Below are 26,415 nucleotides of genomic sequence, written 5' to 3' on the forward strand. Positions count from 1 at the left end.
CCGCGTCCGGCCCATCCGTCTTATTCCTGGTGTGCCCTCAGCGCAACGACCGCCCGCGCGCCGAGCAGTGCGGCTGCCCCCAGGATGAGGCAGCCACCGGCAATGCCAAACCCCGACTGAGAATCGGAGATCAGGACGACGGCGACCAGGGCAAGGAATGCGCTGGCCAGGCCCCAGCCGGCCGCGGTCCAGTTCACCCTTTGGCCGGGCTTCTCGGTGCTCAACTAGCGGGACTCTCCGGGCAGCGGAAGCCGGTACCCCCGCTGCCCGCCATGAGGCCCGGGCCGCGCAAAGGCCGAATCAGGGCGCCGACGGCGCGGATCAGGCATCACCCATCATGAGGCCTTCGATGGAGTGCTTCTGCGTGATTGGCGTCAGCTCATCCACGATTGGGCAGCTGAGGTGGTGGCGGACCCGCTCAGGAAGCGAATCGTAGAACCCGCGGGTGACCGCCATGTCATGGTGCTCCGCGTTCCCGGCTCCCGGGGCGTCTACCCCAAGCACCAGAACGGGGCGGGACTTCTGCGAATGATTCTGCGTGCCTCGGTGGATGGTCAGTGCCGACCGTGCGGAGATGTCACCCATCTGCGGGTATTTCCGCTGCGCGAGCGCCTCATACCGGCCGTATGCCGATTTCGGGGGGAACATTTCGTGCTCGAATCCATCCGGAAGGTCCCACTGGGTGGTCGGTGCCACCTCGAAGGGGCCCATGTCTTCCTCGGTGTCGACGGCGGTGGCATTGAAGGCGAGCGAGTTCAGCCGCCGTCCCACCCGGGTTACCTCCGGCATGGGGAAGTCCCGGTGCCATGGCTGGTTGACTGCGCCGACGCCCGGGATGTCAAAGCCGAGTTCCACAAACTGGTAGTCCGGGCCCAGGACGGACTCGCACACCATGCGAACCCAGGGGTGGTCGACGAGCTCGAGCCATCCGCGCATCTGCTCCGGGTGGATCTCGACATAGTGGCGGTTGGGGCCGCGCCCGACGGCGCCGTTCGGGCGCGAGAGGGCCTCCCTGAACGCGACGTCGATGTCCTCGCCCATCTGGCGGGCCCACTCACGGGAAAAAGCTCCCTTCCGACCGATGATGCCCTCGGTGTACAGCCCGGTCACGGCGGCGGCCGTCTCTTCATCGGCTCCAACGGGGATCGGGATTTCCACGGGGGCAACGTTGCTGGTGTGAGTCGTCATGATTTCCTTTCCTTCGACGGATTCCGCAGCCTTTGGGACTAACGACGTCCCAAAGCGCTTCCTTCGTCGATTTGCCCTGCTGTGCAGGCAATTTTCGGTGGCGCGAATCAAATCACACCATCCTAGCCCGTCAACGCCTTGAGGTCGCGGTAAGGCTGGTCAGTCAGGACGGTGTGCCACTGTAAATCCGGGAGGAACGTCATCGTCCAGAAATCGCAATTCAGTCCTCCTCATCCGAGGGCTTGAACGTCGCATCTGCCGAGGGGATATGGGCCGTGAACGGACCGCGCCCCGGAGTGAAGCCGGCTCTTTCCTCCTCGCACAACGCCACCATCTGCCAGAATGCCGCTTCTGCGTTCCGATTCGAAGCGGGAAGACCACTTGTCACCCTCCGGTGGGGAACGCCTTCTTCGTAGGTGTGCAATTCCACAACGAATTCGTGTCCCACTTCCTGCGCGACGCGTTCGGCAAGCTCATTGCCCCGCAACGCGAAGGCGGCCGCGTGCTCCTCCGAAACAAATTTGAAATCGCGGTCCAGCGCGCCGTAGTAGTACTCTTCCCAGGCTTTGAGGTCTTCGGTAAGTTCCCGGCTGAGATGGGTAATTTCGTAGGGCACGGGGCCGTCTACGAACCAAAGCACTGTGTCCGCGTAATCCGGAAACATGCGGATGGGAGGGGGCACATCGTTATTGGAAAAATTCATCGAATACCTCGCTTATTCGGACGAAACCCTCGTGCACCGCAGGTTTCCTCGAACATATCAAGGCGGTGCAAGCCCCTTGCTTCGGAGGGCACGCGGCCGCGGGGTGATGCCCAAGGGGAAGGACGCGTTCCACAGAGAAGCCCACTGGGTGGCGCTGAGTTCGCGGGGGAGGGCGCGCGGGCTGATGTCTTGCTCCCGGAGCCACCGTTGTGCGCCAGCCTGGGTGAAGCGCCCGGTGCGCACGAGGATCTGTTGCAGCCCGTTTCCCCTGCCGGTGAACACCTGGTGGACGAACCGCCTATACGGGTCGGCATGGTCGACCAGAGGCTGGGGCCGACGGCGGACGTGGAGGATTCCGCCGTCAATCGACGGCCGGGGCTTGAAGGCGGAGGCCGGCACCTTGGCCACGACTCTGTAGTCGAACCAGGGCCAGGTCGCCGCCGTCAGGAGGGTCGCTCCGCCGATCCCGGCCCGTCGCCGAGCAACCTCCCACTGCACTAGCAGGACGGCTTCCGTCCAGTTCTCTGTCGCAAGCAGCCGCCGCAGGATGGAAGTGGTCAGATGGAACGGGATGTTCCCCACGATGGTGAAGGGGGTTGCAGGGAACCGCACCTGCATTACATCGGCCTGGAGAACGTTCACGTGCGGCGGCATCGTCCGTTGCAGGGCCGCGATGTGGACTGGATCGATCTCGATGGCGGTCAACGGCCTGTTGAGAGCGGCCAGCCGGCGGGTTATGGCTCCGCGGCCGGCGCCCACTTCGATGATGGGCTCGTTCGCCGGTTCGAGTGCCCTGACAATCGAGGTGATGACGCGCTGATCGATAAGAAGATTCTGGCCGAGTTCGTGTCGGCCGCCGACAAAGGTATTCAACGTGTGCTCCGCTGTGAAGTAGCTGGAGCCGGGCAGCGAGGTCGGGCCGCACCGGCGTGAACCAGATGGCGGCGAAGCTGCGGTTAGTGGATCAGCCCGCCGCTATGCGCGGCGCAGCCTCAGCGAGTTGATACCCATAATTCAAAATTACCACTCACCTGCCGGCGTTGACCCTGCCCTATGCAGGCTTGCGCGGGATGACGGCTACTTTCGGCCGGTGACCGTGCCGGAAATTTTCGCGACGGCCCGGCGCGGGAGAATCCGCGAAGCGAACGCCGAAAGTTTGTTCGCCCTTCCGGAGATGACGCTGGGTGCCGGGCGAGGCCGGTCAAGGGTGGCAAGCGCGAGTGCCACAACCTCAGAGGCGGTCTGCATGGTTCCCACCTGCGCCGCTTCACCGGCGATGTCAAAGAACTCGGTGCGGGTCGCGCCCGGGGACAGGGCAAGCATCTTGAGGTCCGAGTGTCGGGCCTCAAACCACAGGGCCTCGGTGAAACTGAGCACGAATGCCTTCGTCGCCCCGTAGACAGCCATCAACGGAACGGGCTGGTAGGCGGCCGTGCTCGCGATGTTGACGAGGGCACCCCTGCCGGACGCGAGCATCCCCGGGTAGAAGGCGCGGGTAATGCCCACCAGCGCCGCAACGTTCAGGCCGATCTCCTCTTGGATCCGCGCGGGGTCCTCATCCTCAAACCTTCCGCGGGTGGCGAATCCGGCATTGTTTACGAGGGTGTCGACGCTGAGCCCCTTCGCCGCAACGGCCTCCGCCAGGGCTTGGCCAGCTCCGGCCCGTGCAAGGTCGGAGGGGATGACAGTGATTGTTCGGCCCATGGTGGTGCGCAGTTCCCCTGCGAGGGATTCGAGCCGGTCGGCGCGGCGGGCCACGAGGATCAGGTCTGCCCCGCGGCGGGCCAACTGCCGCGCGAATTCCTCCCCGAGGCCGGAACTGGCTCCTGTGATCAGTGCCGTGGTGCCCGCATATTCCCGCGTCATGCTCGCGCTCCTTCAATGAGTGAACGGCCGTCCACCCAGTATCTACACTCACGAGCCCAAAGCTCCCATGCCCCACTGCAGACCCGCACCGGCGGATGCGGGCACGCGGCGGCGCTGCTGATTCAGCCCGGGGCACCCGGGCCGGTTCTGCTCCAGGTCGGCGGCTCGGAAAGGTCGGCGATCATTGACTCGTACGCAGCGGTCCGGGTGATGGAACTGAACCCGAACTGGACCACCGGCGCCAGGTCCAGATGGCAGTACAGCTCGATCGAGGTTCCCTGCGCATGCCAGTTCGAGGAGGCGTTTCCGCCTGGATGCGCTGCCTCGTCGCGTGGCGGCCCATACAGCGATACCAAACGCGCATGGACGGCTCGGTAACCCTGTTCCGTCCCCTTGGATTCCCCCGGCGTGCCTTCGTAGACGAAGAAGCCGAGGCTCACGAGGTTGCCGTTATGCGACGTCCACGACCCTCCGGTCAGGGCGATCCCGGGTGCGACGAACCCACCTCCGGCAGCGGACGGCGGGTCAGGGGCACGGGTTTCCGCCGCGCACTGCTGTAGTCCGAGCCGCAGGAAGTGGGCGTCCCGCTCCCTCTCTCCGGCAGGCCAGGGTGAGGACACGATTTGTTCGGCCAGCGCGACGACCGCTTCCGGAGCCGGTTCAAGTTTCACATCGGGTACGTCGTCCATGACCGAACGGTACTCCACCCGCGGCGAAGCCCGAAGGAATGCCGGGTTGAATGCCTATCGCTCGCAAGGGCCTGCAGGGTGGGACCTACCTGCGGGTGGCAGGGCAGGGTTTTCGTCCGGTCGGAGGCGACGGGCTGGTCGATCGGTTCAGCGGCCGCGGCGCACCTTGATCGCCGTCTCCGCCGCCTCGAGCAATTGTCGGGCCGAGCGGTCCCACGTGTAGGTTCCCGCCTGCTCGCGGCCCTCGCGGGCCGCCTGCCGCCACCGCTCCGGATTGCTGAGCTGGCGCACGGCCGCCGTCAGTGCCCGCGGGTCGTCGGGGTCAACGAAGAGGGCCGCCGACCCGCCCACCTCCCTGAAGATCTCCGTGTCGCTGGCGATCACCGGAGTGCCGGTCGCCATCGCCTCGATAACCGGCAGGCCGAATCCCTCGGCCTTCGACAGGGTCACGAGGGCGGTGGCACGGCCCAGCAGCGTGTTGTACTCCTCATCGCTGACACCGTTGTGGAAGACGACCGTGGCGCCCGGCGGAACCAGTTCTTCAAGGCTGGCCCGGCGCTCATCGCTGATCCTGCTGAGCAGGTGCAGCGTGTAATCCTCAAGCCCGGCCATTCCCGCAATGAGCGTCTCAACGTTCTTGTAGGGCATGAACGAACCCATATAGACGAGGGACTTTTCCGGTGCCACCTCCGGATCCCGGGTGAACGCCGTTTCCTGGGGGGCGTTGCCGACGATGTGCACGGGGCGCCGCGTCAGGCGGTGCTTCCTGATCAGGGCTGCCGTGGCCTCGGAGATGGTGGCGACGACGTCGGCCCGGTTCAGCAGCAGCCGCTGCGGCCAGTAGGCAAGGTGGTAAAGGCGCCACAGCGCCCGCACCGGCAGTGGCAGGAACGGCGGGGGAGTGGGATTGGTGTAGTAGATGAGGTCGTGAAGGGTCAGGATCAGCGGGTACTTCCGGCCCCAGGTGCCCATCGTCTGCAGCGGGCAGACAACGACGTCGGGATGCAGCTTGTTCACCGACCGCGCCACCAGGAGTTCGGCGGGCGAGAGGGGGCTGTTGGCAAGGACGTACGGCACATCGGGCAGCAGCTTCAACTGGCGGGGATCGCTGATGAGCATTGTGACGTCGGCCAGCCGGGAGACGGCACCGATCAGGCTCGCCCCGTAGCGGCTGATTCCGTCGTGGTGGTCCGTCCTAGTGAACCGGGCGTCGATGAGGATCCTCACTTCGAGTGCTCCTCAAGGAATTCGGAGATCAGGGCCGCGGCTTCGACGGGTTTTTCGTAGTGCACGAGGTGTCCTGTTCCTCCAAGGATTTCAAGCCGCGCCCCGGAGATCATTGCGGCGAGGCTGCGCTGGCCCTCCACCGACCCCAGGTCGTCGAGTTCGGCGGCAATCAGCAGCACCGGGCCCGACAACGCGGCGGCGCTGTCGCGCACCGTGCCGGAGATTGAGGCACGGAAAGCTTCAAGGACAACCCTGCGCTCCGCAAAGGCGCTGAAGTAGCGTGCGTGCTGGTCGTGGATGTATGCCCGTAGTGCCGGATCCTTCGTCTTGGCCATGAAGGCACTCATGGCGCGGACAATCAATGGGTTGGTAAGCAGCGCCAGACCGGGCCTTTCGGGGAGGCTGGCCCCGGCGGCGTAGTAAAGCCCGGCGGCCCGGGACGCTGCCCGGCTGGATCCTTCAAGGGTGGGTTCGCAGATGGGGTTGACCAGGATCAGGCCGGCGGTCCGCCGAGGGTTCTCCGCGGCGAACCGCGCGGCAATGACCGAGCCGAAGGAATGCCCCAGCATCACCGTTTCGGGCCCAAGCCCATGCACGTCGAGGCTGTGCCGCACGAACCGGGCGTAGGCGGCCGTGTCGTGGGAGCCGGCCAGTGCCTCGGAGGCACCGAAGCCGGGGAGGTCCGGCACCACCACCCGGTGGCGGGGGAGGCCCTCGACGATGCGCAGGAGCCCGTGGTGATCGCCTCGGAAGCCGTGGACCATGAAGATGGGCGGTGCGCTCTCCGACGAGCCGGCTGCCTCCGCGGCGGGAGGAAAGTCCCAGTAAGCCTGGAGTTTCCCGTCCCAGGCGATGGTGATCTGCTCGGCTGCCCGCTTGACCGCCGGCTCGGGGCGCCGGGGCGCGGCATCGGACGTAATTCCGCGGCGCTTCACTTGTTCACCTTGTCCGGGTGGGAACCGAAGCGCTCGCCGCGGTCGAGCCCGTCGAGGGCCGCCCGCTGGTCCGGACTGAGGCTGAAATCGAAGAGGTCGAGGTTCCCCTCGATCCGTTCGGCGCTGCTCGCCTTGGGAATCACGAGGTTTCCGCCGTCCACGTGCCACCTGAGGATCACCTGAGCCGGCGTCCGTCCGAGTTCAGCGGCAATTCGCTGAACGACGGGATCCCGGAGGACGTTTCCGCGTCCGAGGGGGCTCCAGGCCTGTGTGGCAATGCCGTGCTCCTCGTTGAACGAGCGAAGTGCGTGCTGCTGCAGGTAGGGGTGCACTTCGATTTGGTTGACCGCTGGGACCACCTCGGTCTCGTCGAACAACTGCTGGAGGTGGGCTTCCTGGAAGTTTGAAACCCCGATCGCCCTGACCCTGCCATCGCGGTACAGCCGCTCAAGGGCCCTGTAGGTGTCGACGAACAGGTGGCGCGCCGGCTGGGGCCAGTGGATCAGGTACAGGTCGACGTAATCCAGTCCGAGGCGTTCAAGCGACGCGTCGAAGGCGTGCAGGGCGGCGTCGTACCCGTGGTCGTCGTTGTGCACCTTTGTCGTGACGAAGATGTCGGTGCGCGCCAGTCCCGACGTCTTCGTGGCTCGCCGGACGGCCTCGCCCACGCCGGACTCGTTCTGATAGAGCGCTGCTGTGTCGAGCGTCCGGTATCCCGCCTCCAGCGCGAGCGCACACAGGGCGGCCGTGTCGCTGGGTGGCACCTTATAGACGCCGTATCCCACAGTATCGATTTCCACGCCGTTATTGAGCGGCGCTTTGGGGGCTAGTCGCATGGATCGACTCTACCGAGCGCAGCCGCGCCGCCCTGACACCGGAGCCCGGAATCGGGTCCCGCGCCCGTCACCGCCCCTCCAGGTGGACGAGGCGCCGGGCGGACCCTTCATCGAGGATCAGGTCGGTGGCCAGCCCCGCCGCCAGCGCGCCGCGCAGCCCGTTGATCTTCGATTCCCCGGAGACGACGCAGATCCGGCGCCGGACCTCCCGCAGCCGGTCGAGGTCGGGGCCAGTGCTTCGCTGGTTGAGCAGGATGTCGCGGTGGCTGCCGTCGGCGCGGAAGAACATCGTCGCCACGTCGCCCACAACTTCGTTGTCGGCGAGCTGCCGGAGATCCTCTTCGTCCAGATAACCGCCGCTGTACACGTGGCTCGGGATTCCCGCGTCGATCGAACCCACGCCGAAGATCGCCATGGTCATGCGGTGCTGGAGGTCGAGGATCCGCTTGACGCTGCGCTCATTCCACATCGCCTTCTTGGTTGCGGCGTGGTCGAAGAAGGCAGGCACCGGGAACTGTTCAACGCGCATGCCGTAGGACTGGCCGAAGCGGCGCAGGATCTCGCTGGCGTAGGTGATGCCGGTGGTCTGCGTGTTCCCGGCGCCGTTCAGCTGCACCACGGTGCTGTCATGGACCACCTTGCGGGTGAGGTGGTGGCTCACGGCGCTCAGGGTGGAACCCCAGGCCACCCCGATGATCGCATTCGAATCAACGAGGGGGCCGATGGTGCGCGCCGCCTGGAGCGCCACCCGCCCCAGTGCCTCCGGCTCACTGACCGTGTGCGCGACGGGCACCACGTGGGCCTCGACGCCGAAGAGGCGGCGGATCTGCTGTTCGAGGGCAGGGGCGCGTTCCGAGGGGTTGTTGACCTGGATCTGCACCAACCCGTTCTGCCGGGCCGCTGCCAGCAGGCGGGAGACGGTTGAGCGCGACGTGCGCATTTCGCGCGCGATCGTGTTCATCGTCAGGTCCTGGAGGTAGTACATCTGAGCGGCGCGGAGGGCGTCTCTGCCCCGGTATCTCACGCTTTCGCCGTCGTCGGTCTCGTCCGCGGAAGGTGTGGGCTCGATCTGGTGCACATCCCCATTCTCGCACCCCCGTGCACGTTTGTGCAGATCGGTTGACTGCTATTCCCACTCTCTCCAGAATGGTCGGGCAGTCATCTACCAGAGCAGTTTCTCAAGTAATGGAGAAGTACCGTGAGTAATTCCATCGACCGCACCAACGGCAAGAGCAACGCCGCCACCCCACGGGTCGAGGTGCAGGAGCTCCGGGACCGCCCCCGGGCATCGGTGCTCATTATCGGCGGCGGCATCAACGGCGTGGGCACGTTCCGCGACCTCGCGCTCCAAGGGGTCGACGTTGCCCTTGTCGAGCGCGGAGATTTCTCACAGGGCGCTTCGGGCGCCTCGTCACACATGATCCACGGCGGGATCCGCTACCTCGAAAACGGCGAGTTCCGCCTCGTGCGCGAATCCGTCGTCGAACGCAACCGCCTGCTGCGGGTGGCCCCGCACTACGTGAAGCCCCTCCAGACAACCATTCCCATCTTCAGCACGTTCTCCGGAATCCTCGCCGCGCCGCTGCGCTTCCTCACCCACAAGCAGGGAAAGCAGACGGAGCGCGGCGCGTTCCTCATCAAGGTCGGGCTCAGCCTCTACGACTCCTTCTCCCGCGACGGAGGGTCGGTTCCCCGCCACAAGTTCGTCGGACGCAAGAAGTCCCTGGCCACCATGCCGGACCTGCGCCCCGACGTGAAGTACACGGCCACCTACTTCGACGCCTCGGTCCACAATCCGGAGCGGCTGATCCTGGACGTCCTCCGCGACGGCATGACCGCCAACCCGGCGCTCCGGGCCGTCAACTATGTCAGCGCCGTGGGTGCCACCGACGAGGGCGTCGTCCTGCGCGACGAGCTCACCGGTACGACCTTCACCTTCGACGCCGACGTCGTCATCAACGCGACGGGTGCATGGGTGGACGGCACCAACGCCGCCCTGGGCGCAGCAACCCGCTTCATGGGAGGGACCAAGGGCTCCCACATCGTGCTCGACTCGAAAGCCCTCCTCGAGGCAACGGCCGGACGCGAGATCTTCTTTGAGCACTCCGACGGACGCATCGTGCTGATCTACCCCATGGGAGACCGGGTCCTCGTCGGCACGACCGACATCGATGCCGACATGGACGTCCCGGCCGTCATCACCGACGAGGAGATCGACTACTTCTTCGACCTCGTCCGGCATGTTTTCCCTCAGGTTGAGGTTGGACGGGGCGACATTGTCTACAGCTTCTCCGGCGTGCGGCCGTTGCCCCGCCACGACGATACCCAGCCGGGCTTCGTTTCCCGTGACTACCGCATCGAGAAGCGCGAGGTCCGCCGCAAGGAGCGGACAGTGACCACCCTGAGCCTTGTCGGCGGCAAGTGGACCACCTTCAGGGCGCTCGCCGAGCACCTTGCCGACGAGGCGCTCGCCGCCCTTGGCAGCGAACGGACGGCGTCGACGGCCGATCTCGCAATCGGCGGCGGCAAGGGCTTCCCCAAGGACGCCGCGGCCGAAGCGGCGTGGGTCAAGGGAGCCATCCGCCCGGGGTTCGACGAAGCGCGCGTCCGGGTGCTGCTGACGCGGTACGGCACGCGGGCAACCGAGGTCCTCGGGTTCCTTGCCGAGGGAGAGGACACGCTGTTCAGTTCCACAAGTGAATTGAGCACGCGGGAGATTGCCTACATGGTGCAGAATGAGCAGATCGGCCACTTGGTTGACGTTCTGATCCGGCGGACCTCGCTCGCTTTCCGTGGCCTGGTCAGCGGGGAACTGCTCGCGGAGCTTGGCGATGCCCTTGCCCCGCTGCTGGGCTGGGACGCCGCTAAGACCGCCGAGGAGATTGCGCATGCCGAGGGCGTTCTTGCGGAGTACCACAGGGTGAACGTTTCAAGCCTGATCGGCTAGCGGAGCTCCGCAGGCAGGTCGGGGCCGCTGGCAGGAAGCAGCGGCCCAGTCCAACGGCACTGGTTGCCGGGGGGAACCAAAGGGTGCCGCTGAGGCGGCGGCACCCTCACAAATGAATAAACAAGGGAGTCAAAGATGTCTCTAGAAGTATTTGTTGCCGAAGCTTTCGGCACGATGCTGCTGTTGTTGCTCGGTTGTGGTGTCGTAGCCAACGTTGCCTTGGCGAAAACGAAGGGCAACAACGGCGGATTTCTGATGGTCAACTTCGGCTGGGGCCTTGCGGTCTTCGCCGGCGTGTTTGTTGCGGCCCTTTCCGGCGCGCACCTGAACTTCGCCGTCACCATGGGCCTGTGGGTCAACGGTGACGTTCCCAGCTTCGCCAATGGCGTTGATAAGAACTTCGTCAACGCCCTTGGCTACCTCGCCGCGCAGATGCTCGGCTCTATCGTGGGTGCCGTGGTGGCATGGCTGGCGTACAAGCAGCACTTCGATGACGAGCCCGATCCGGCAAACAAGCTGGGCGTGTTCTCCACCGGACCGGCGATCCGCTCCTATGGCTGGAACCTCGTCACCGAAATTATCGGCACCTTCGTACTCGTGTTCGTCATCCTGTCCTTCGGATACACGCCCTCAGGCCTCGGCCCGCTGGCCGTAGCCCTCCTGGTTGTCGGCATTGGTGCATCACTCGGCGGTCCCACCGGCTACGCGATTAACCCGAACCGAGACCTCGGCCCCCGTATCGCCCATGCGATCCTTCCCATCAAGGGCAAGGGCAGCTCGGACTGGGGCTACGCCTGGGTGCCGGTGGTCGGCCCGATCATCGGCGGTGTCCTCGCCGGTCTGGTTGTCCAACTGGTGCAGTTCCCGGCGCCGCCGGCCTGACGCAGACCGTTCACCCCGCCGGCGCGCACCTGGCACGCCGCAATTCGACATTCCACAAAGGAGTAAGACATGTCGCAGTACGTTATCGCCATCGATCAAGGCACCACGTCGAGCCGCGCCATCGTGTTCGACCACAAGGGGGACATCGTCTCCTCCGGTCAGAAGGAACACGAGCAGATCTTCCCGAAGGCCGGCTGGGTCGAGCACGACCCGGCGGAGATCTGGGACAACACCCGCGAGGTCATCGGCAACGCCCTCTCCAAGGCGAACCTGACCCGGCACGACATCGCCGCCGTCGGTATCACCAACCAGCGCGAGACCGCCGTGGTGTGGGATAAGACCACCGGTAAGGCGGTCTACAACGCCATCGTCTGGCAGGACACGCGCACCCAGAACATCGTCGACGAGCTCGCCTCCAACGGCGGCGTGGAGCGCTACAAGGCCAAGGTCGGCCTGCCCCTGGCCACCTACTTCTCGGGCACCAAGATCAAGTGGATCCTCGACAACGTCGAGGGCGCCCGCGAGAAGGCCGAGGCCGGGGACCTCCTGTTTGGGAACACCGACTCCTGGGTCACCTGGAACCTCACCGGCGGCACCGACGGCGGCGTGCACATCACCGACGTCACCAACGCCTCACGGACCCTCTTCATGGACCTTGAGACGCTCTCGTGGGACGAGTCGATCCTCGCGGACTTCGGCGTTCCGCTGTCGATGATGCCCGCCATCAAGTCCTCCTCGGAGGTCTACGGGACGGTCCACGGATCCCAGCTCCTGCGCGAGGTTCCGGTGGCCGGCATCCTCGGCGACCAGCAGGCGGCGACCTTCGGCCAGGCCGCCTTCGCCAAGGGCGGTGCGAAGAACACCTACGGCACCGGCAACTTCATGATCGTGAACACCGGCGAGGAGATCGTCCACTCGAAGAACGGCCTGCTCACCACGGTCTGCTACCGTCTCGGGGACGCCAAGCCGGTCTACGCGCTCGAGGGTTCGATCGCCGTCACCGGGTCCCTCATCCAGTGGCTCCGCGACAACCTCGGCCTCATTAAGAGTGCTCCGGAGGTGGAGCAGCTCGCGACGACGGTTGATGACAACGGCGGCGTGTACATCGTCCCGGCGTTCTCCGGGCTCTTCGCCCCGTACTGGCGTGCGGACGCCCGTGGCGCGATCGTCGGGCTGACCCGCTTCGTGAACAAGGGACACATCGCCCGTGCGGCGCTTGAGGCCACGGCCTTCCAGACCCGCGAAGTGCTGGACGCGGCCAACGCCGACTCCGGGGTGAACATGCAGGACCTTCGGGTCGACGGCGGCATGGTCGCCAATGACGCCCTGATGCAGTTCCAGGCGGACATCCTCGGCATCCCGGTGATCCGGCCGAAGGTTACGGAGACCACCGCGCTCGGTGCCGCCTACGCCGCCGGCCTCGCCGTCGGCTTCTGGAAGGACACCGACGAGCTCGCCACCAACTGGTCCGAGGACAAGCGCTGGAACCCCTCCATGGACGACGCCGAGCGCGAGCGCCAGCTGCGCCTTTGGAAGAAGGCCGTCACGAAGACCTTCGACTGGGTCGACGAGGACGTTTCCTAGTCCGGGATCCTTCCGCAGCGGAGGCGCCCGTCCACCAGCGGTACCGGTGGACGGGCGCTTCTATGCTCCCGCAGCGAAATCGCCGAAGAAGCCGGGAGTTCTGCGCTAAGGTTGTTCCATGTCAACTCGGCGACTTCTTCCTTAGCCGCACGCGATCAGCGTGCGGCGGCCCCTCCCTGGACGAGGGGCTTTTGTGTGTCCGGGTCGGAATTCGACGCGGCCGACACGCGGGAACTGATGACGATGAGGCAATCGCGATGAATGACAGGACAGGGTCAAAGACAGTGAGCACACCTTCCGAGGCGGGACAGCCCGACGAGAACACCTACGACTTCGCGGCCATGGAGGCCCGATGGCCCGCGGTGTGGGATGAGCTGGAATCGTTCAAGCCGTTCGACGACGGCTCGCGTGAGCGCCGGTACGTGCTCAGTATGTTCCCCTACCCGTCCGGCGACCTTCACATGGGCCACGCCGAGGCCTTCGCCATGGGCGACGTCGCCGCCCGCTGGTCCCGCCTCAAGGGCTACGACGTGCTGCACCCGATCGGGTGGGACTCCTTCGGGCTCCCGGCGGAGAACGCGGCCATCAAGCGCAACGCGCACCCGGCCGAGTGGACCTACGCGAACATCGAGACGCAGGCGCACTCCTTCAAGCGCTACGCGATCAGCGCCGACTGGTCCCGCCGGATCCACACCTCCGATCCCGAGTACTACCGCTGGACCCAGTGGCTGTTCACCCGGTTCTTCAACAAGGGCCTGGCTTATCGGAAGAACTCGCCGGTCAACTGGTGCCCCAAGGACCAAACGGTGCTCTCCAACGAGCAGGTCATCAACGGGGCCTGCGACCGCTGCGGGACGATGGTCACCAAGAAGGACCTCAACCAGTGGTACTTCAAGATCACCGACTACGCGGATCGCCTGCTGGAGGACATGGACGAGCTCAAGGGCCACTGGCCCGAGCGCGTTCTGGCCATGCAGCGCAACTGGATCGGGCGCTCCGAGGGCGCCCACGTGAGATTCGTCATCGAAGCAACAGAGGACCGGCCCTCACACGAGGTCGAAGTCTTCACCACCCGGCCCGACACCCTCTACGGTGCGACGTTCTTCGTCGTTGCCGCCGACTCGCCGCTGGCCCACGACCTGGTGACCGCCGAGCACCATGTGGCGCTCGAGGAGTACCAGGAGCAGGTGAAGAAACTCTCGGAGATCGAGCGCCAGTCCACCGAACGCGAGAAGACAGGCGTGTTCACCGGCCGCTACGCAATCAACCCCCTGAACGGCGAGAAGCTGCCCGTCTGGGCCGCGGACTACGTCCTGGCCGACTACGGCACAGGGGCAATCATGGCCGTTCCCGCCCACGACCAGCGCGACCTCGACTTCGCGCGGGCCTTTGACCTGCCCGTCAGGACCGTCGTCGACACCGGCGCCGAGGACCCCGCCACGAGCGGCATCGCGACGGCAGGTGAAGGGGTTCTGGTGAACTCGGGCGAGCTCAGCGGGCTCGAGAAAACCGCGGCCGTGGCGCGCGCCATTGAAATCCTCGCCGAACAGGGAACCGGTGAGGCGACCACCAATTTCCGGCTGCGCGACTGGCTGCTCTCCCGCCAGCGGTACTGGGGCACGCCCATCCCCATCATCCACTGCGGGTCCTGCGGCGAGGTCCCGGTGCCCGACGACCAGCTGCCGGTCACGCTGCCCGAAGGCCTGCACGGCAGGCAGTTGGCACCGCGGGGCGTCTCCCCGCTTGCTGCCGTCGAGGACTGGGTCAAGGTCGCCTGCCCGTCGTGTGGGGGCCCGGCCAAACGCGACACCGACACCATGGACACCTTCGTCGACTCCTCCTGGTACTTCCTCCGGTTCGTCTCACCGCACCTGGAAACCGCACCCTTCGACACCGAGGCGGTCAACCGCTGGCTGCCCGTGGGCCAGTACGTCGGCGGCGTCGAGCACGCCATCCTCCACCTGCTGTACAGCAGGTTCTTCACCAAGGTCCTCTTCGACCTGGGCCTGGTGAACTTCACCGAGCCCTTCTCTTCCCTGCTGAACCAGGGGCAGGTGCTCAACGGCGGCAAGGCGATGAGCAAGTCCCTGGGCAACGGCGTGGACCTCGGCGAACAGCTCGACCGCTATGGGGTCGACGCGGTGCGCCTGACGATGGTCTTCGCCTCTCCGCCGGAGGACGACGTCGACTGGGCCGATGTTTCCCCGGCCGGCTCGGCGAAGTTCCTCGCCCGCGCCTGGCGGCTTGGGGGTGATGTCACCAGTGAACCCGGCGCCGACCCGTCGACGGGTGACCGCGCCCTGCGCTCGGCCACCCACCGCACCCTGGCCGACGTCGTCGAGCTCATGGAGAACAACAAGTTCAACGTGGTTGTCGCGCGGCTCATGGAGCTGGTGAACGTCACCCGCAAGGCGGTTGACTCCGGTCCGGGCGGGGCCGACCCGGCCGTGCGTGAGGCAGTGGAGGTGGTGGCTGTGCTGCTGAGCATGTTCGCCCCATACACGGCCGAGGACCTGTGGAACAGGCTCGGGCACGAAGCCGGCGTGGCAATGGTGGAACTGCCGGCGGTGGATGAGAAGCTGCTCACCCAGGAGACGGTTGTGGCCGTCGTCCAGGTCCAGGGGAAGGTGCGCGACAGGCTGGAGGTCTCCCCGGAAATCTCCGAGGACGAACTGCGTGCGCTGGCCCTGGACAGCGAGCAGATCATCCGGGTGCTCGACGGCCGCGAAATACGCACGGTGATTGTCCGGGCGCCCAAGCTGGTCAACATCGTTCCGCGCTGACCATGTCCGGTAAAGCCACCCCGGCCGCGGTCGTCACCGACTCCGCGGCCGGGTTCCCGGCAGGCTGGCTCAAGGCGCCGGGGAGGGGCGACGGAATCACCGTGGTGCCCCTGCCGGTCCATATCAATGGGGAAATGTTCAGCGAAGGCAGCGACGGCCTCGTCGAATCGCTGAGCATCGCGTTGGCCCAGGGCTCGGATGTGCGCACCTCACGGCCGTCGCCCGGACGGTTCGAGCAGGCGTACCGGGGGCTGGAAGCGGCCGGCCACGAGGGCATCGTGTCCATCCACCTCTCGGGTGCGCTCTCGGGAACTGTCGAAGCGGCACGCCTTGCGGCCGCCTCTGTGGGCATTCCCGTTGAGGTCATCGACAGCCGCACCGCCGGAATGGCCCAGGGCTTCGCGGCCCTCGCCGCCCTCGAACAGCTTCGGGCCGGGCGCAGCATGGGCCAGAGTGCTGCCGCCGCGGCAATGGTGTGCCGGTCCTCGGCGCTCTACTTCTACGTGCCCAGCCTCGACCAGCTGAGGCGCGGCGGGCGAATCAGCGCCGGCGCCAGCTGGTGGGGATCGATGCTCTCGACGAAGGTGCTGCTGAAGGTCCAGGATGGACGGCTGGTTCCCATCGACCGGGTGCGCACCGCAGAAAAGGCCCTCGAGAGCCTCATGGCGCTGGTGAGCGCGGACCTGCAGGGCCGGGCATCGGGGGCGGAGCTGACCATCCACCATTTCGGCAACGACGACGAAGCCGGCCGCCTGGCGCTCCGCCTCGCCGAGGCGTTCCCCGACACCACGATCACAGCGGCACGGTGCCCTGCGGTGCTCGCCGCCCACGCAGGACTCGGAGTGATGGCCGTCGCCGTAGCCGGGGCTCCTTTGTCAACATAGCGGGTTCCCGCCCGGATCGACGCTGGATCCAGCCCTAGCGTTTCCCCATGGCGAAGCACCGGTGGGCCACCACCGACCCACCTTCCCCGCTCCTGCGGACGCAGCCCTTCGAGGCCGGGCCGGGGGAGCCCGGTTCCCCAGTGATCCAGCGCCTGCCGGTGCGCCGGCGCCGCTGGGTGGCCGCGCGCGGCGCGGCCCTGGTGTTCCTCGGACTTGCACTCACCGTTGGCGTTGCCCTCTTCCTCGGCCGCGGCGGCGGGCCGCCTCCGGCCGCCATATCCGTTCCGCTCGAACAGCCACTGCCCGCCACGATCACCACCGCCCCCGCCGCCGACGGCACGGGCCCCGGTGACGGTGACGCGCTGGCCGGGCCCGCCCCGTCGGGAGCGGGGCCGCCCGGCGGTCATCCGTCGGCAGGCGAGGCAGTCCCGCGCGCCAGTGGCGCCCCTGGGGGTCCGACAGCTCAGGGCGCCGGGCGCCCTGCCGGGGTCGTGTTCGTCCACCTCACCGGCGCGGTCGCGGCTCCGGGGGTCATCGAGGCCCCCGCGGGCTCCCGGCTCTTCCACGTGCTCAAGCTCGCCGGGGGAGCGACGAAGGACGCCGACCTGGCGGCAGTGAACCTCGCGGCCCCGGCCGAGGACGGCGCCCACGTCCATGTGCCCCGTGCCGGAGAGCCTGCAGCTACGCCCACCGTCCCCGAACCGGCACCCGCCCCGGCGGCAGGGGAACAGGCGCCGAAGGGGCAGGGAGATTCGATGGTGAACCTCAACACCGCCGACGCCGCCGAACTCGAGGCTCTGCCACGGGTGGGGCCGGTGCTCGCCGAGCGGATTGTCACCTGGCGCGAACAGCACGGGCCCTTCCAGCGTCCTGAGGACCTCGATGCGGTGCCGGGCATCGGGCCCGGGATGCTTGACGCAATCCTGCCGCTGGTCGTGACGGGGTGAGGCGGGAGCGAAACCGCCCCGCCCCGCCCCGGGGCGACCCCGCCGCAGACCTGCGCCTCGCCGGCGCTGCCGCCGCGGCCTGGGCGGCAGCCGCAGCCGCACTGCACCTGCCGGCCGGGGCCGTGCCTGTCGCGGCCCTGCTGGGCGCAGGCGCGGCGGTCCTGGCCGGAGTGCTTGCACTGCTGCGATGCCGCGGGGCCGGGGTGGTGCTCCTTCCCGCGGGCGCCGCGGCCCTGGTACTCCTCTCTGCCGCCGGCAGCATCGAACGTGCCACCTCGGGACCGGTTGACGAAGCGGCGGCCAGCGGTGCCGCGGTCTCGGCGGTGCTGCGGACCACGAGCGACTCCACACCGGTGGGCCGGAACACGTTCACCGCAGGGGAGCGATTCCTCGTCGAGGCGGAGGCCAGGGAAGGCTCCCTGGCCGGTAGACCGTTCCGATCCGCCGCGCCCATCGTGGTTATCGGAGGCGAGGAATGGAAAGGCGTGGGCCGCGGCGACACCGTGCGGGTCCTCGGAACGCTCAGGCGGCCCCGCGGTCAGGGGAGGGAGGTGGCGGTGCTGTTCCCCACAACCGCCCCGATTGTGGACAAGGCCGAAGGAGGGCAGGGGTTCACCCAGCAACTCCGCGAGGACTTCCGAAAGACAGCAGCCGGTGGCGGGCCGGCCGACGGCGGGCTGCTGCCTGGCATGGTGCTGGGTGACCGGTCCGTCTTGGCGCACGATCTCGAGGAGGCAATGAAGGATACGGGCCTGACGCACCTGACGGCCGTGTCCGGAGCCAACTGCTCCTATGTGCTCGCTTTCCTTCTCGGCGCCTGCCGCTTCCTTCGGGTGCCGCGGTCCGTGGGCGCCTGCACCGCGGTCGCGGCGCTGGTTGGTTTCGTGGTGCTGGTACGCCCGGAGCCCAGCGTGCTGCGGGCAGCGGTGATGGGGGCGGTGGGCGTGTTTGCCCTTGTCAACGGCAGGGGTCGGCAGTCACTGGCCCTGCTGTTCCTCGCCGTCATCGTCCTGCTCGCGGCGGATCCCTGGCTTGGCTCCTCCTACGCCTTCATCCTCTCGGTGGCAGCCACCTCGGGCCTCGTGCTGGCAGGCCCGCTCGTTGCCGCGCGGCTCTCCGCGGTCCTTCCCGAGACCGCCGCCCAGCTTGTTTCTATTCCGATCACGGCCCAGCTCTTCTGCACGCCCATCCTTGTGCTGCTGGAGCCAGCACTGCCCGTTTACGCGGTTCCGGCGAACATCGCTGTGGCACCGGTCATCCCGTTCGTGACGATCATCGGGATGCTCGCCGCCGTGGCACTGGTCCTCTGGCCGCCCGCCGCGCCCGTTCTCGTCCCCGCAGCCCGCGCCGGAACCTGGTGGGTGGCATCGGTTGCCGGCGCCGGCAGCGAGGCGCCGTTCGGTCAGCTGCCCTGGACCCCGGGACTGCCCGGGGTCCTTCTGGCGGCGGCGGCCTCCGCGGGGATCCTTCTCGTCCTGATCCGCGGTCCCCGGTTGCCGCCTGCGCCGCGGCGCGTCCGGCACGCCGCCGTGTCGCTGTGTATCGCGGCCGGATGCCTCATCGGCCTTGTCCTGATCACCGTGGTCCCCCTGCGCGGACCGGCCGTGCCGTCCGGCTGGCTGCTCGCCGCCTGCGACGTGGGCCAGGGTGATGCGTTCGTGGTGCGCAGCGGCGACGGCCGCGCCGTCGTCATTGACGCAGGCCCCGATCCCGGTGCCGTCGACGACTGCCTGCGCAACCTCTCGGTCGAGACGGTCGATCTGCTCGTCCTGACCCACCTGCACGTGGATCACTACGCCGGTGTTTCCGGAGTCTTCCGCGGCCGGTCCGTCGCCGCCGTCGCATACTCCTCCGCGGAACCCCGCCTGCCATCGGAGATCACCGAACTCACACGCGGGGCGGGCCTCACACCGTCGCGGCTCACCGCGGGGAACGGCTTCACCACCGGTAAGGCGCGCTGGAGCGTCCTCTGGCCCTCCGCCGTGCACCGCGCCACATCGGAGAACGATGCAAGCGCGGTGCTCCTCGCCGAAATCCCGGCCCCCGACGGCGTCATCCGCGCCCTGTTCACCGGCGACATCGAACAAGACGCTTCCGAACGGATGCTCACCGCCAACCCCGACCTGCAACGGAATGGCGTGCACATCCTCAAAGTCGCCCACCACGGTGCCAGCAACGGTGGCAACGCTATGGCCCGGGCCCTGGCCCCGGCGCTGGCCCTGATCTCCTCGGGCGAGGGCAACGACTATGGTCACCCCCACCCCCAGGTGATCGCGGCGCTCCGCAAGGCGCAGATCCATGCGGCGCGCACCGACCGGCTCGGATCCTTCACCGTCCTCCTTGACGGCGCCGCACTGCAGGTCCATCCACTACCCTGACCGGGGCTCCCTTCTGGCACCACCGCCGGCCCCGGGTGTCGTATTAAGCCCCAGGGAAGCTTGACGCTTCGAGCTTCAGCGCGGCCAAAACTCTTGCACGAAGCAGCCGGTACTCCTGTATGTATGCGCGGGGCCCTCCTGTTGGTCTGACCACGACACGGGGTTCCCCGATGACGCGGACCGCGGTGAACTGTTCACGAGTGAGATCGATTTCCAGCCCACCGGAGAGCCTGTTCCAGTAGTGCACCTCATTGTTCTCATGCCCGCCAGTGACATCAGCGATCAGGAGCTCTCCGCCTACAAGGTCCTGCAAGACAAGTGCGGTGGGTCCGCATTGTCCGTATTCCGGCTTGCTCGGGTCCCAGCCGGCAAGGCTTCCTGGCTTGAGACACGTAGTGTCCGCGCCCCAGGCGTGACGAAAAGCCTGCTCGAGCTCAAACAAAGTAAAAGTCATGGGTTCCAAGCCGGCTCAGGCGCGCGCAACGATCAGCCACCCGCGACCGGGTGCGTAGGGAAGATCCCGAACTTCGCTGCCGGTGAATCCGACTTCTGACAATGAGCGGCACAACGCCTCCTCCGTGCGGAATCGCAGGACGGACGTGGAGTCAATGCGCTGACCGTCAGCCAGGAAGATGGTCGGGGAATCAAACGTCACAAGCTCTCCATCCACATCGGTTACTTGAACCCAGTCCTCCACCGGCCCCTCTCCTTCAACGTCCACGACCCGCCGGGTGAGTTCCTTCGTCCAGCCGACGCAGGCGCGATCAGAGGGTACACGGCTCTCGAATGCGATCCGCCCACCAGGGCGAAGCAACGTACGAACTGCCCGCAGGGTAGAGAGCCACTCTTCGTCGCCAAGGAAGACTTGGGCGACATTGGCGGTCATCGTGGCGAGGTCATATTGATGATGATGGGAAGGGTCCGCGGCCACATCCAGCACGGTTCCCACAACCCACGTCACCCGATCGGCGCCGGCCTTGGTACGGGCGACAGCAACGGACGCTCCCGCAGGGTCAACACCAACGACTCTTATATTGCGGTCCGCCACGCGGCAGCAAAAGGTCCCCGTCCCGCAGCCGACATCCAGGACCGCAGTCGAGTGAAACTCATCAAGAAGATTCACATAGGTATCTAGATCGCTGCGGTCAGGGTCAAGAGGATCATAAACGCGGGCGACCCGCGGATGATCAAAAATAGGATCAGGCATCAAGCACAGGGTACTCCACGCCGCGGGAGCAATCCCCAGCAAACCGCGGGCGGCCACCGGCATGGGAACCCCCGCGTACCAGGCGGTTTGGCAGGCCGTGGCGCAGCCGAGTTCGCACCTTTGCGTTTTGCGGGTCAGCCCACGTGAACCCAGGGTCTGCGGGATAGGTCGGGCTCGGCTTCGCGGAGTACCTCCCGGGTGACCGGTGCGATTTCGCCTTCACCGAGAATGAGGAACTTGACGAGGTTGACCAGGGGGTTGCCTTCCGTCCAGCGGAAGTACACGTGGGGCATGAGTCCGGTGATGTTGCGGATGTGGAGCATCACCGCGGCGATGGTGTTGGGTACGTTCGAGCTGTGAACCTGGAGGATGCGGAACCCGTGGCGGGTCATCCCTCGCACGTGCAGGTGCGTTTCGAACTCGGAGGAGTCATCAACGATGACCTCGATAAACAGCGGCTCATCGGATTGGCTTAGGTGGCTGACGGTGCAGGCGTGCTGGAACTTGCGGCGGTAGGCCGCGGCGCTGAGCCGTTGGGGTTCGTGGGCGATTAGTGAGATCTGCCCGGAGTCCTGAGCGGCGACGAAGGCCAGGGCCTGATCGTCGAGGGTAATGGTGGTGGCCCGCAGTTCAAAGGCGCGCCGGGCCCTGGAGGCGAAGGACACCACGAGGATGCCGAAGATGAACAGGGCGGCGATGCCGGCGCCGTCGGGACGCTCCCAGACGTTGGTGACTGTGGTCCAGGTCAGGATCAGGGAGATGACACCGAATCCCAGCGCGGCGGTGTGCCGACTGCGGCGGCGGGCCGAGAGTGTCACGGCCACCGATGCCGAGGTGATCAGCACCAACACCCCGGTGGCGTAGGCGCCGCTTTGGGCCTCCACATCGGCCTCGAAAGCGACAGTGACTGCGGCGGCAATAAGGGTGAAGACCATGACCAGGGGTCGGACGGCCCGCGACCAGGCCGGTGCCATGCCGTAGCGGGGCAGGTACCGCGGTACGAGGTTGAGAAGCCCGGTCATGGCCGAGGCGCCGGCGAACCAGAGGATAGCGATGGTGCTCAGGTCGTAGAGGGTGCCGAAGCCTTCGCCCAGGTATTTGTGTGCGAGGTAGGCCAGGGCGCGGCCGCTGGCCTCGCCGCCCTCCTCGAATGCGGCTGCGGGAATGAGCAGGGTCGTGACGAAGCTCGATGTGATCAAGAAGCCGCTCATGATCACGGCGGCCGAGGTGAGCAGTTTCTGCGCCCCGATGATCCGGCCTTGGGGCCTGTCCTGTGTGTCGCCCGGCGCGCCCTTGATCTGCGGCATGACGACAACGCCGGTTTCGAATCCAGACAGTCCGAGCGCGAGCCGGGGGAAGACCAGCAGCGCGACGATGATTATTGCGAGGGGACTGCTGTGCTGGGCGGTGAGGGCGGTCCACCAGTTGCTGATGGGTTCGGGATTGGTGGTGATTTCCGCGGCGGCGGTCACCACAACCACGAGGTTCAGGGCGAGGAAGGCGGCCACGAGGGCAACGGCGATGCCGATGGCCTCGTGGAACCCCCGGAGGAAGACCCCGGCGAGGAGCAGCAGGAACACCAGGGTCACGGCCACCTCCTGGCCGTGCAGCCAGGACGGCGCGAAAGGGTTTTCGATCAGGTGGGCAGTGGCATCGGCGGCGGACAGGGTGATGGTGATAATGAAACTGGTCGCCGCGAACCCCAACAGCGCGAGGACGAAGAGCTTGCCCTTCCATTTCGGCAGCAGCTTCTCCAGCATCGCGACCGAACCCTCACCGTTGGGGCTCTCCCGGGCTACCCGCTTGTAGACAGGCAGCGCGCCGAAAAGGGTGACGGCAACGAGGATGAGCGTGGCGACAGGAGCCAGTGTGCCCGCCGTCGCGGCGGCGATGGCCGGCTGGTACCCGAGGGTGGAAAAGTAGTCGACGCCGGTGAGGCACATGACTTTCCACCACGGCTGCACCGCGGAGTCGGTCCGGCGCTTCGATTTTCGCTGGTTCTCGTCGTCGAGAAGCCAGTGCCCGAGCCTGCGGGCCGCACGGGACTGGATGACATCATCTATGGTTGCGCTCACGGGCTCGAATCTACGCCCGGCATATTGGGTGGGGACGCTTCTTTATGGATCCTTAACGCCTGCCCACATTCAGTGTGCGCAAGGCCACACGGAACTGAGCGGTCGTGCTGCTGCCGTTGGCGGCGTCAGGGTTCGAACCGGTATCCCATCCCGCTTTCGGTGATGAAGTAGCGGGGACGGGTTGGATCCGGCTCGAGCTTGCGCCGCAACTGGTTCAGGTAGACGCGCAGATACTGCACTTCGCGGGCGTACGCCGGACCCCACACCTCCAACAGCAGCTTCTGCTGCCCGACGAGCTGACCGGGATTGCGCACCAGTAGTTCAACGATTCTCCATTCTGTGGGAGTCAGCCGCACCTGCTCGCCGGAGCGCTCGGCCTTACGCGCAGCGAGGTCCAGGCGGAAATCCGGTGTAATGACCACCGGCATCTCCGGGGCTGCAACGGACCGCCGTTCGGCTGCGCGAAGACGGGCCAGCAGTTCCTCAAGGCCAAACGGTTTGGTCACGTAGTCATCGGCACCGGCGTCCAGCGCCTCGACTTTATCCTCGGGGCCGTGGCGCGCAGACAGGACGATAATCGGCACCTGGCTCCAGGCGCGGAGACCGGCAATGACCTGCACACCGTCCATGTCCGGAAGCCCCAGGTCAAGAACTACCAGGTCCGGGCGGTGCTCTGATGCTGCAGCAAGCGCGGACGCACCGTCGGCGGCCGTTATCGGGCGGTAACCGTGGGTGCGCAGGTTGATTTGCAGGGCGCGCAGCAGCTGGGGTTCATCCTCGACGATCAGGACCAATGTCACTGCCGCACCCCCGTTGAAAGAGGGAGCCTAATCACCATGGTCAGGCCGCCACCGGGCGCCGGTTCGGCGATCAGTTCCCCGCCCATCACCTCAGTAAATCCGCGGGCGACGGCCAGCCCCAGCCTCACTCCAGCTGTGCCCGCGTCGTCGAGGCGCTGGAACGGCTGAAACATGCGCACCATCCCCTCCTTATCAACACCGCCCCCATGGTCACGGATGCGCAGTTCCCCGGCCGGAAAGCCGCCGACGATGCCAAAGACCATAGAAGTGATCACGATGTCGGAGTCACCGGCGTGCTTTTGTGCGTTCTCGACGATATTGGCGATGACGCGTTCGAGCATGCCGAAGTCGGCGTGCACCGGGGGAGCGTTGGGCTCCAGCAAAATCCGCACGTTGTCGAACGGCATCCCCCGCAGGGCGGCATCTACAACATCCGGCCAGTGCACCGGACCCAGGTGTGCGGTGGCCACGTCGCCGCTCAGCCGGGACATATCGAGCAGATCATTAATCAGCGAGGCCAGCCGATCCGATGAAGTCTCGATGGTGCCCAGCAGCTCGTCCTCTTCATCAGGGGTGAAGACAATGCCCTGTTGTCGCAGACTCGTCACCGCCAGCTTGATTCCGGCAAGTGGTGTGCGCAGGTCATGGGAGACCGCCCGCAGGATCGCCGTCCGCATGACATTCCCCTCAGCCAGGCGCCGGTTCTCCTCAGCGGTGGCCAGCAGCTGTTGCCGCTGCCGCAGCGCCGCCAACTGGGATCCGAAGGCCACCAGCAGCCGCTGTTCCCGTGCAGTCAGCGCCCGGCCGTGCAGCACCAGCTTCAAATCACCGGGCACAAGAATCACCGCATCACCCTCCCCAGCTGCCTGGCTCGCGGCAAGATCCCCGCCGTCAGGAGCCGCCTGGGTGCCATCCACGGCCAGCGTCCTCCAGGTGGGAGCTTCCCCGGTGCCGACCTCCGTGGTGCTGGCGGCGTCCTCCTCACCGCCCCCGGCATACAGTGCTGCGCCGGCCATCCCGAAATGTGTGCGGACATGGTGAAGGAAGCCCTGCAGTGTGTCCTCCGCGGCCAGCACGCCCCGGGCAAGTTCCCCAAGTGTTGCGGCGTCGGCCGAAGCAATGGCGGCCTCACGGGACCGCCGGGCCGCAAGCCCGACCACCAGGGAAACCGAGACCGCAACGGCCACGAAAATCAGGAGAGTCAGCAGGTTCTCGGCATCGGCGATCTCCAAGGAACCAAACGGCTCGGTGGAGTAGTAGTTCAGGATCAGGCTGCTCCACAGCGCACCCAGCAGCGCCGGCCACAGCCCGCCGACCAGCGCAACCGCCACAACCCCGGCAACCTGGAGCAGGACGTCGGCGGCAAGAAAGTCGGTGCCGGCAAGGAACGTGCCCCACTCCAACACCGGCGGAAGGGCCACTGCCATTGCAAATCCGGTAACGGTGCGCACGGGGCCAAGTTCCGGTGCCGCCAATCGAGCCATGTCGGAATTCTCGCAGGTCAAAGCGGAGATATGCCCATCAGGATCCGGCAGCAGGACATTGAATGCGCGTCGCCCACACGCAGACGCCAACCCGATCCCAGGATGCACCACACGACGATCCCACACTGGGCGTTTTGTCGGGCGGGTGCAGCGCGACGTTGAAGGGTTTTATGGGAGAGGGTCAGCTCAGAGGCTAAGAAGCCTGCCCGACCGATCTCGCAGGGTGAATGATGAAGGTCATTCGGATCTGCGGAGTGTCCGCTCCGGGTCCCCGCGTCTGCCCGTGTCGTGGCGGCTGCGATGTGGCAGATGAAGGGCTGCTAAGGCGTTGATGCCGCAGATGTTAGCGGCGATGACAAATGCCGGACCGGGTTTCAGTGTTTCGATCAGGGCGCCGACCAGTGTTGCTCCCAGGGCCTGTCCGAGGACAAGGCTGATGAAGAGCACTGAGGTCCCTGTGGCACTGCACCCTGCCGTCTGCGCCGCCCAGCTAATGAGCACCGATGTCGCGGCGGTGTAGGCCAGGCCGAACAGTGCCGCCGCTCCGAAGCTCGCGGCGGTGCTGTGCGGTGCGATGGCGAAGACCCCGGTCGTGACTGTGACGCCCAGCACGGTGACCGGCCACGTTGTCTGGATAGTGTGCCGCGCCAGCCATGATGATGTGAGGGCCGCTGCGGTTCCTCCGACGCCGAGCGCTATCCATGCGATTGCAGAGGTTTCAACTGCCATCCCGCCGTGCCTTTCCAGAAGGGTCCGGCCGTGGGCCCAAATCGCGGCACACCCGATGCCGAAGACGAAGGCGGCAGTGACCGGACGCCGCAGCGGACGCAACCCGGCCCTTCGATGATGCGTCCCCGGTACGCGGGCCCGGCGGGAACCTCTGCCGGACCACAAGCGGGAGATGCCTGAACGAAGTACGCCAATCATTGCGGTGAACGTGATGGCCGTCAGCCCCGCCAGGACAACGACCATGCGGGGGCGGGACGGCGCATAGCGGAAT

The 26,415-nt window shown here is 66.5% G+C and carries 23 protein-coding genes; 7 read left to right on the top strand and 16 right to left on the bottom strand.

Annotation, left to right across the window (positions count from 1 at the left end):
• Positions 1-20: 20 nt before the first annotated feature.
• The 10 genes from AC4D14_RS03315 to AC4D14_RS03360 all read right to left on the bottom strand — a co-directional run bounded on the left by AC4D14_RS03315 (position 21) and on the right by AC4D14_RS03360 (position 8,429).
• The gene (locus tag AC4D14_RS03315) at positions 21-224 is read right to left on the bottom strand and encodes a hypothetical protein (RefSeq protein WP_490900143.1); all 204 of its coding nucleotides are present in this window, start codon (positions 222-224) and stop codon (positions 21-23) included.
• Between the two features lie 97 nt (positions 225-321).
• A complete protein-coding gene (locus AC4D14_RS03320; RefSeq protein ID WP_490900144.1) occupies positions 322-1,188 on the bottom strand; it encodes a phytanoyl-CoA dioxygenase family protein in 867 nt (288 codons plus the stop codon).
• Between the two features lie 220 nt (positions 1,189-1,408).
• Positions 1,409-1,891: an immunity protein CdiI family protein gene (locus AC4D14_RS03325; RefSeq protein WP_490900145.1), complete on the bottom strand. Its 483-nt coding sequence runs from the start codon at positions 1,889-1,891 to the stop codon at positions 1,409-1,411.
• 57 nt (positions 1,892-1,948) lie between these two features.
• On the bottom strand, positions 1,949-2,764 hold the full coding sequence (gene erm / locus AC4D14_RS03330; RefSeq protein WP_490900146.1) for a 23S ribosomal RNA methyltransferase Erm: 816 nt from the start codon (positions 2,762-2,764) through the stop codon (positions 1,949-1,951).
• 204 nt (positions 2,765-2,968) lie between these two features.
• Positions 2,969-3,757: an SDR family NAD(P)-dependent oxidoreductase gene (locus tag AC4D14_RS03335; protein WP_490900147.1), complete on the bottom strand. Its 789-nt coding sequence runs from the start codon at positions 3,755-3,757 to the stop codon at positions 2,969-2,971.
• A gap of 122 nt (positions 3,758-3,879) precedes the next feature.
• A complete protein-coding gene (locus AC4D14_RS03340; RefSeq protein WP_490900148.1) occupies positions 3,880-4,446 on the bottom strand; it encodes a hypothetical protein in 567 nt (188 codons plus the stop codon).
• 147 nt (positions 4,447-4,593) lie between these two features.
• Positions 4,594-5,673, bottom strand: coding sequence for a glycosyltransferase family 4 protein (locus AC4D14_RS03345; protein WP_490900149.1), 1,080 nt, complete (start codon positions 5,671-5,673; stop codon positions 4,594-4,596).
• On the bottom strand, positions 5,670-6,608 hold the full coding sequence (locus tag AC4D14_RS03350) for an alpha/beta fold hydrolase (RefSeq protein WP_490900150.1): 939 nt from the start codon (positions 6,606-6,608) through the stop codon (positions 5,670-5,672). The genes AC4D14_RS03345 and AC4D14_RS03350 overlap by 4 nt, the downstream gene beginning before the upstream one ends.
• Positions 6,605-7,444, bottom strand: a complete 840-nt coding sequence (locus AC4D14_RS03355; protein WP_490900151.1) for an aldo/keto reductase — start codon at positions 7,442-7,444, stop codon at positions 6,605-6,607. The genes AC4D14_RS03350 and AC4D14_RS03355 overlap by 4 nt, the downstream gene beginning before the upstream one ends.
• A 67-nt stretch (positions 7,445-7,511) precedes the next feature.
• Positions 7,512-8,429: a sugar-binding transcriptional regulator gene (locus AC4D14_RS03360; protein ID WP_490900483.1), complete on the bottom strand. Its 918-nt coding sequence runs from the start codon at positions 8,427-8,429 to the stop codon at positions 7,512-7,514.
• Positions 8,430-8,642: 213 nt separating this feature from the next.
• On the opposite strand from AC4D14_RS03360, the gene AC4D14_RS03365 reads away from it, so the two are divergent.
• From AC4D14_RS03365 to AC4D14_RS03395, 7 genes are all read left to right on the top strand, one after another.
• A complete protein-coding gene (locus tag AC4D14_RS03365; protein ID WP_490900152.1) occupies positions 8,643-10,391 on the top strand; it encodes a glycerol-3-phosphate dehydrogenase/oxidase in 1,749 nt (582 codons plus the stop codon).
• Between the two features lie 135 nt (positions 10,392-10,526).
• Positions 10,527-11,273, top strand: a complete 747-nt coding sequence (locus tag AC4D14_RS03370) for an MIP/aquaporin family protein (protein WP_490900153.1) — start codon at positions 10,527-10,529, stop codon at positions 11,271-11,273.
• Positions 11,274-11,342: 69 nt separating this feature from the next.
• Complete coding sequence (glpK, locus tag AC4D14_RS03375; RefSeq protein ID WP_490900154.1) at positions 11,343-12,857, top strand: glycerol kinase GlpK; 1,515 nt, start codon at positions 11,343-11,345, stop codon at positions 12,855-12,857.
• Between the two features lie 257 nt (positions 12,858-13,114).
• On the top strand, positions 13,115-15,640 hold the full coding sequence (gene leuS / locus AC4D14_RS03380) for a leucine--tRNA ligase (RefSeq protein ID WP_490900155.1): 2,526 nt from the start codon (positions 13,115-13,117) through the stop codon (positions 15,638-15,640).
• Between the two features lie 2 nt (positions 15,641-15,642).
• Entirely contained in the window at positions 15,643-16,524 is an 882-nt protein-coding gene (locus AC4D14_RS03385) for a DegV family protein (protein WP_490900156.1), read from the top strand.
• 47 nt (positions 16,525-16,571) lie between these two features.
• On the top strand, positions 16,572-17,471 hold the full coding sequence (locus AC4D14_RS03390; protein ID WP_490900157.1) for a ComEA family DNA-binding protein: 900 nt from the start codon (positions 16,572-16,574) through the stop codon (positions 17,469-17,471).
• A complete protein-coding gene (locus tag AC4D14_RS03395) occupies positions 17,468-19,849 on the top strand; it encodes a ComEC/Rec2 family competence protein (RefSeq protein ID WP_490900158.1) in 2,382 nt (793 codons plus the stop codon). Before AC4D14_RS03390 ends, AC4D14_RS03395 begins: the two co-directional genes overlap by 4 nt.
• Positions 19,850-19,892: 43 nt before the next feature.
• On the opposite strand, the gene AC4D14_RS03400 is transcribed toward AC4D14_RS03395, so the two are convergent.
• The 6 genes from AC4D14_RS03400 to AC4D14_RS03425 all read right to left on the bottom strand — a co-directional run bounded on the left by AC4D14_RS03400 (position 19,893) and on the right by AC4D14_RS03425 (position 26,144).
• Positions 19,893-20,303, bottom strand: coding sequence for a YunG family protein (locus AC4D14_RS03400; protein ID WP_490900159.1), 411 nt, complete (start codon positions 20,301-20,303; stop codon positions 19,893-19,895).
• A gap of 15 nt (positions 20,304-20,318) precedes the next feature.
• Positions 20,319-21,056 carry a class I SAM-dependent methyltransferase gene (locus AC4D14_RS03405; protein ID WP_490900160.1) on the bottom strand — a complete coding sequence of 246 codons (738 nt, stop codon included), beginning with the start codon at positions 21,054-21,056 and terminating at the stop codon, positions 20,319-20,321.
• Positions 21,057-21,190: 134 nt separating this feature from the next.
• A complete protein-coding gene (locus AC4D14_RS03410; RefSeq protein ID WP_490900484.1) occupies positions 21,191-22,999 on the bottom strand; it encodes an APC family permease in 1,809 nt (602 codons plus the stop codon).
• 257 nt (positions 23,000-23,256) lie between these two features.
• Entirely contained in the window at positions 23,257-23,931 is a 675-nt protein-coding gene (locus AC4D14_RS03415) for a response regulator (protein ID WP_490900161.1), read from the bottom strand.
• Positions 23,928-25,415 (bottom strand): sensor histidine kinase, encoded by a 1,488-nt coding sequence (locus AC4D14_RS03420; protein WP_490900162.1) that lies wholly within the window; start codon positions 25,413-25,415, stop codon positions 23,928-23,930. The genes AC4D14_RS03415 and AC4D14_RS03420 overlap by 4 nt, the downstream gene beginning before the upstream one ends.
• A 237-nt stretch (positions 25,416-25,652) precedes the next feature.
• Positions 25,653-26,144 carry an MFS transporter gene (locus AC4D14_RS03425; protein WP_490900163.1) on the bottom strand — a complete coding sequence of 164 codons (492 nt, stop codon included), beginning with the start codon at positions 26,142-26,144 and terminating at the stop codon, positions 25,653-25,655.
• Positions 26,145-26,415: the final 271 nt, after the last annotated feature.

The sequence above is a fragment of the Arthrobacter sp. TJ-254 genome, assembly GCF_058269175.1.